This window comes from Streptomyces sp. NPDC101151 (assembly GCF_044768335.1).
GTDB lineage: Bacteria > Actinomycetota > Actinomycetes > Streptomycetales > Streptomycetaceae > Streptomyces.
The window spans coordinates 1-6,117 of the sequence record NZ_JBIWPP010000094.1 but is presented as its reverse complement, the minus strand read 5'-3'; the positions used below and the strand labels follow the sequence as shown (position 1 = coordinate 6,117).

Below are 6,117 nucleotides of genomic sequence, written 5' to 3'. Positions count from 1 at the left end.
CTTTCGGATCCAGGTAAGTCATCGGGCCCAGGAACCTCCTTCCGAGTTCCTCCCGGCTGAGCCGGGGATACAAACAGAGCGCCTCGTGGCGCACATCGTGCGCTCGACCACCCAGCGGAAGACGCCGAGGCCAGAGCCGTGGGGTTCGCCCCGTTCGGCAATGACCGGACGGATGCCGCGCTGCCACAGCAGTCGGCGGTACTTGTCGTGGTCGTAGCCGCGGTCCGCGAGGAGTGCATCCGGTCGGCGTCTGGGACGGCCGACGGCGCCGGCAACGGCGGGGACCTTGTCCACAAGGGGCAGGAGCTGGGTGACGTCGTTGCGGTTTTGGCCGGTCAGCGACACCGCGAGCGGGATGCCCTGGGCGTCGGTGAGGACGTGGTGCTTGCTGCCCGGCCGTGCACGGTCGACCGGGCTGGGGCCGCTTTTGGGCCCCGCCGAGCAGCCCGCACGTGGGAGGAGTCGATCACCGCCCGCGACCAGTCCAGCTTCTTCGCCGCCCGCAGCTTCTTCAGCAGTACCAAGTGGAGTGCGTCCCAGACACCGGCTTCGTTCCACGCGGCCAGACGCCGCCAGCACGTCATCCCCGAGCCGAAGCCCAGCTCCTGGGGCAGGTACTCCCACTGGATGCCGGTATGCAGCACGAACAGGATCCCGCACAGCGCCTGCCGGTCCGGGATCCGCGGCCGCCCCTCCACCAGCTTCGGACCCGGTCCAGGCAGCAACGGCTCGATCAGCGACCACAGTTCATCCGACACGATCCAAGGTCGCGACTGACGTTTCCCCACGAGCAGAGCAACGACCGCTCAAGCCGAAAGTCACATGATCAACGACTTCTGTTAGGACCTCTAAGTCCGCTATCCGTGACCTGCAGGTTTGCCGCTACCTGCTGCTGCTGGGGGATGGCTGGGGGAATCAGGGTTTGTTCCGGGTCTGCTTTTGTGTCGCGAACAGCCGGTGGCCGGGGTAAGTACGCGGGTACGGTCGGCGTGCTGGATCCGACGGTGTTCGGGGGGTTTGGTGGCGGGCGGGGAGGCGCGATATGGCGCTGAGGGCGGGGACTACGTCGATTTCCGTGGTGGTGTGTTCGCCGGCCCGGTCACGGGCAAGGAGGACGTCCACCACCACTACTACGAGGCCCGGCGGCCCACGGCCGGGTGGCCGCACCAGGTGGGGGTGATCCCGCCGCGGGCGGGTTGTTTCCAGACCCGCGCCGAGGTGGTGCGGCTGCGCGAGGCGCTCACGGGTGGTCAGGCCGCGGTCCTGGTGGGGCAGGACACGGTGCGCGGTCAGGTGCTTGCCGGTATGGGTGGGGTGGGCAAGACCCAGCTGGCCGCCGACTACGCCCGCACGGCCTGGCGGGCCGGTGAGCTGGACGTGCTGGTGTGGATCACCGCGAGCAACGCCACCGCGGCCGCGTCCGGGTATGCGCAGGCCGCGGTGGAGATCCTGGGTGCCGACCCGGCGGACCGGGAAGCGGCCGCCCGCGCGTTTTTGGCCTGGCTGGAGCCCAAGGCGAACGCGACGCCGTGCCGGTGGCTGGTCGTCCTCGACGACGTCACCGACCCGGCCGACCTGAACGGTCTGTGGCCGCCGGCCGGACCGCACGGCCGGACCCTGGTCACCACCCGCCGCCAGGACGCCGCCCTGGCCCTGGCCGGCCGTCTGATCAAGGTCGGACTGTTCACCGAGGCCGAGTCCCTCGCCTACCTCACCGCCGCGCTGGGTGCCCGTAACCGCCACGAGCCCGACGAGCAGCTCGCCGCACTCGCCCAGGACTTAGGGCACCTGCCGCTCGCGTTGTCGCAGGCCGCTGCCTATCTCATCGACGCCTGCATCAGCGCCGCCGCCTACCGAAGCCTGCTGGCCAACCGTGCCACCCTGCTCGCCGACGCCGCCCCCGAGGTCCTGCCCGACGGCCAGACCCAGACCCCGGCGGCAGCCTGGTCGCTGTCCGTCGACCGCGCCGACACCCTGCGCCCGGTGGGCCTGGCCCGCCCGATGCTCCAGCTCGCCGCGTTCCTCAGCCCCAACGGCATCCCCGAAACCGTTCTGACCAGCGCGCCCGCCCTCGCCCACCTGACCCGGCACCGCACCGAACACGTCTCTCAGACAACGCCCCAGGACACACCTTGGTCAGAAGAGCAGGACCTCACTCCCGTATCGGTCACTGCGAAGGAGGCGGTCGGTGCTCTGCGGGCGCTGGATCGGCTGAGCCTCATCGACCACACCCCCGCCACCCCTCGCCAAGCCGTCCGCGTCCACCAGCTCATCCAGCGCGCCACCCGTGACACGCTCACCCCCGACCAGCACGACCGACTCGCACGCACCGCCGCTGACGCCCTCACCACTGCCTGGCCCGACATCGAACGCGACACCGAACTCGCCCACGCCCTGCGCGCCAATGCCACCACCCTCACCCGCACCGCCGAAGACGCCCTGTACCAGCCCGACGCGCATGTGGTGCTCTACCTGGCTGGACGCAGCCTCGGCGAAGCCGGCCAGGTCACGGCCGCCGCAGCCCACTTCCATCGCCTGGCCGAGGCCACAGGCCACCGCCTCGGCCCCGACCACTCTGACACCCTGATCGCCCGCCACGACCTCGCCCACTGGCGGGGGGAGGCGGGAGACGTCGCCGGTGCCGCAGCTGCGCTCGAGCAGCTGCTGGCCGACCGAGTTCGGGTGCAGGGTGAGGACCACCCCGCCACCCTGACCACCCGCAACGACCTCGTCTACTGGCGGGGGGCGGAGGGAGACGTCGCAGGCGCCGCAACTGCATTCGAGCAGCTGCTGGCCGACCGAGTTCGGGTGCAGGGTGAGGACCACCCCGCCACCCTGATCGCCCGCCACAATCTCGTCTACTGGCGGGGGAAGACAGGGGACGCGGCCGGTGCCGCGGCTGCGTTCGAGGAGCTGCTGGCCGACCAGGTTCGCTTGCTGGGTGAGGACCACCCCGACACGCTGGGCGCCCGCCACGACCTCGCCTACTGGCGGGGGGCAGCGGGGGACGCGGCCGGTGCCGCAGCTGCGTTCGAGCAGCTGGTGGTCGAACGAGTTCGGGTGCTGGGTGAGGACCACCCCGACACGCTGGGCGCCCGCCACGACCTCGCCCGGTGGCGGGGGGAGGCGGGGGACGCGGCCGGTGCCGCAGCTGCGTTCGAGGAGTTGCTGGCCGACCAGGTTCGGGTGCTGGGTGAGGACCACCCCGACACCCTGACCACCCGCAACAACCTCGCCCACTTACAAGGGGAGACGGGAGACGCGGCCGGTGCCGCAGCCGCGTTCGAGGAGCTGCTGACTGACCAGGTTCGGGTGCTGGGTGAGGACCACCCCGCCACCCTGACCGCCCGCCGCCACCTCGCCCGGTGGCGGGGGAAGGCGGGAGAGACACCCCGCGCCTGAAGCCCGGCGGGAACCGACGCCGCCGCCGAGCCTGACGGGCTCATCGCATGGGCTCCGGAGCATTGGCGTACGCCTACGTCCCGTTGCCCGCTACGGAAGCTGCGCCTCACCGCCTTGCACTACGGCGATTTTCAAGACCGCCACATCTCAGTGCCGACTATGCCCCTGACCTGCTCTTTCATCGTTGTTGCGCATCTCGCGAGCAGCACTCTGGCCAGAGGATGGCCACGGACGCCGCCGGATGCCCCGCTCTCCTGATGGACTGTCTGCACCTGAGGCAGACCAGGGCGTTCGGTGCCAGGCTCCGCAGCCTGGCGGGGCGTGCGCTTCGTCCCGAAGCAACTTGGGTGGGTGCTCGACCTCGGGCTGCCGTGCTTGTCACCTGCGGAGAAGGTCCACAGGTGTGCGCGGTTGTCCGCTGGTGTCCGTCGTCGTTGTCACGCGATTAGACACTCACCGGCGACTGGCGACGAATGACGTCCTGGTTCGGCAACTGCGCTACGGCACTCCGTAGGGCGTGCACTTCCGGGTTCAGCGGAACAAAGACAAGTCGGCCGTCTGCGGCCTGCGAGTCAACTACCGTGTCAAGCTCAGCCAGTTCGCCATCGCCCGCAACTCGGCCCAGTAAAGGTGTCGTCGTAACTTGTCATCTAACCAGGTGTCCTACGAGGAATCATGTAGGCATCGTATGGCGCCCGTTGAAACGGCAAGTCGATGCCACCTAAGGCGTCTCCTCAGAACGCTGGCGCGCCTCAAGTCCATGCCACCATTGCGGCATGACGACCACTCAGCACAACCTCAACTCACCACCGGGGCACGGTCCCACCCAGCTGGGACAGCCGGAAACGATCAAGCTCATCCTTGAACGCTCTCAGCGGCCGACCCGCACGGTGCCGATCCGCCGAGCGTTCCTCCAGAGGGAGGTGAGCAAGAGCGGATCGAAGTCACCCGGTGCTCTGGCGGAGCTGGTTCGCCGCTCCGCCAAACGGCCGTTGGACCTATACCTGTTGCTCAGTGCTGTGACTAGCGGCGGTGACTTTTCCGTCACCGAGTGGTCCACGACTTGGGCCCGTTCGGTGGGCATTTTCGATGAGACAGCAGGGACGGCAGCCGTGTCTCGCGCGTGGAAGGTCCTGAAGGAGCTCAATCTCATCACCCGAGCTCGTGGCGAGGGCGGCAAGTCAACCATCACCAAGTTGCATGAAGACGGCTCGGGGCAGCCGTACACGTCCCCAGGTGAGGGGACAGGAGACCCCTATTTCCAGCTCCCGTACGAGTACTGGGACAAGAAATGGCACAACACCCTCTCCCTTCCAGGGAAAGCCATGCTTCTGATCGCCTCGAACCAACGGAAGCTCAAGTTCACCCTGCCCCAGGAGCGGATGCCTGACTGGTATGGCGTCTCCGCCGACACCGCCGGCAAGGGTATCCGCGAGTTGATGAAGCACGGCATCCTCGTTCAGGTCGGCGACGAGTGGTTCGACACCCTCAAGACTCGATCAGGCCGAGGAGCGCGTCCCGTGTACAGCCTGTGGCCCCCCTTCACCCCTCGCGCTCTTGGAGAGCCGACGACCGAGGAAGAGGCCGACACTGAGGTTTCTTCGGGCGTCGGCCCGAAGGAATGAAGGCCGCACCGCTCCGCGTGTGGTTGGCGCCTCGACGGAGCGGTGCGACATCACCAGCACACATCACTGGATTTTCCGGAGTACCTCTTGAACAAGCACTCCATCGGACTCCCCTCCGCGGGAAGCCCTCCGCTACACCCTACGCCCGCGTGGCGCCGCCGTAGCCGCCGCTACCTGCGCATCATTCTCATGAACGCCCTGAAGGGCGCCGCGTACACACTCGGCTGCGCCGCCGTCACCTGGCTGATCTGGTGGGTCCAGACAGGCTGACATCTCACTGCGAGCGCGCGTCAGGCGTAGCTGGCGCAGACACTTACCAGTCGGATGCTGATCAGTAGCCGGTCTACTGATCACTGACCTCGCTGACCAGCGAGGCTGAGGAAGCCCACGGCTCTGAGCTGCTCAGATGCCGTGGGCTTCTGTCGTTGTCGATTGGCATCGGGTGACCTCGCACGGCCCCAGGACGGCCCAGCCTCCGCCGTCACACCGACCTGCCCATGCCCAGCGTCTCGCGTGCTTTTGGTGTGCAGGTCCCATCGGGGGCGGCTGTTGCGATCATCGACAGCGTCCTGTCATAGTGCCTACAGGTGGCACAAGTGCGCCTAAACTCACGACCCTTCGCGGATGCGGAGGGTTTTTGCATGTCTGGGAGGGCTATGACCACCAGGGCAAGCGACGAGATCTTCAACGTCTACCCACGACAGTTGATCACCACCGCAGAAGTAGCTCGTCGGTGTGGTGTGCAGCACCTAACCGTGTTGCAGTGGGTTCGTCGAGGGAAGTTGGTACCGGTCCTCACGGACCAACAAGGCCACCTCTTCGCCGACTACCACGTAGATGCGTTCATCGAGCAGCGCAAACGCCGCGCGTCCTCGGGCAGCCAAGAAACGACATGAGTTCGCTGGGTTGCAGCGACTGCGGTCACCTGCTCCATGGCGCGGCTCTAGCTGCCGTGGCTGTAGACATCGACTCGGTTCTCTGACGCGGCCAACCCTCTTAGAACCCCTAACGAAATGATCTTCGAGGTGGTTGGATCACTCCGAGCTCGATGATTTGGGGGTGCGGGGTGGCTCGGCCGAAGCCGTGGGAA

General features: G+C 67.5%; 3 protein-coding genes and 1 pseudogene. 3 read left to right on the top strand and 1 reads right to left on the bottom strand.

Annotated features, from left to right (window positions below; translation table 11 throughout):
• Window positions 1–96 precede the first annotated feature (96 nt).
• Window positions 97–788, bottom strand: a pseudogene (locus ACIRU3_RS47195) (IS5 family transposase); the annotation flags it as partial.
• A gap of 388 nt (window positions 789–1,176) precedes the next feature.
• Here ACIRU3_RS47195 and fxsT point away from each other — a divergent pair.
• From fxsT to ACIRU3_RS47180, 3 genes are all read left to right on the top strand, one after another.
• On the top strand, window positions 1,177–3,402 hold the full coding sequence (gene fxsT, locus ACIRU3_RS47190; RefSeq protein WP_404070556.1) for an FxSxx-COOH system tetratricopeptide repeat protein: 2,226 nt from the start codon (window positions 1,177–1,179) through the stop codon (window positions 3,400–3,402).
• A gap of 776 nt (window positions 3,403–4,178) precedes the next feature.
• On the top strand, window positions 4,179–5,027 hold the full coding sequence (locus tag ACIRU3_RS47185; protein WP_404070554.1) for a hypothetical protein: 849 nt from the start codon (window positions 4,179–4,181) through the stop codon (window positions 5,025–5,027).
• Between the two features lie 656 nt (window positions 5,028–5,683).
• Window positions 5,684–5,923 (top strand): hypothetical protein, encoded by a 240-nt coding sequence (locus tag ACIRU3_RS47180; RefSeq protein ID WP_404070552.1) that lies wholly within the window; start codon window positions 5,684–5,686, stop codon window positions 5,921–5,923.
• The last annotated feature ends 194 nt before the right edge of the window (window positions 5,924–6,117 follow it).

Excerpts from the sequence above, each read along its gene's own strand:
- ACIRU3_RS47185 (WP_404070554.1), top strand. The coding sequence starts at position 4,179 with ATGACGACCACTCAGCACAACCTCAACTCACCACCGGGGCACGGTCCC.
- ACIRU3_RS47180 (WP_404070552.1), top strand. The coding sequence starts at position 5,684 with ATGACCACCAGGGCAAGCGACGAGATCTTCAACGTCTACCCACGACAG.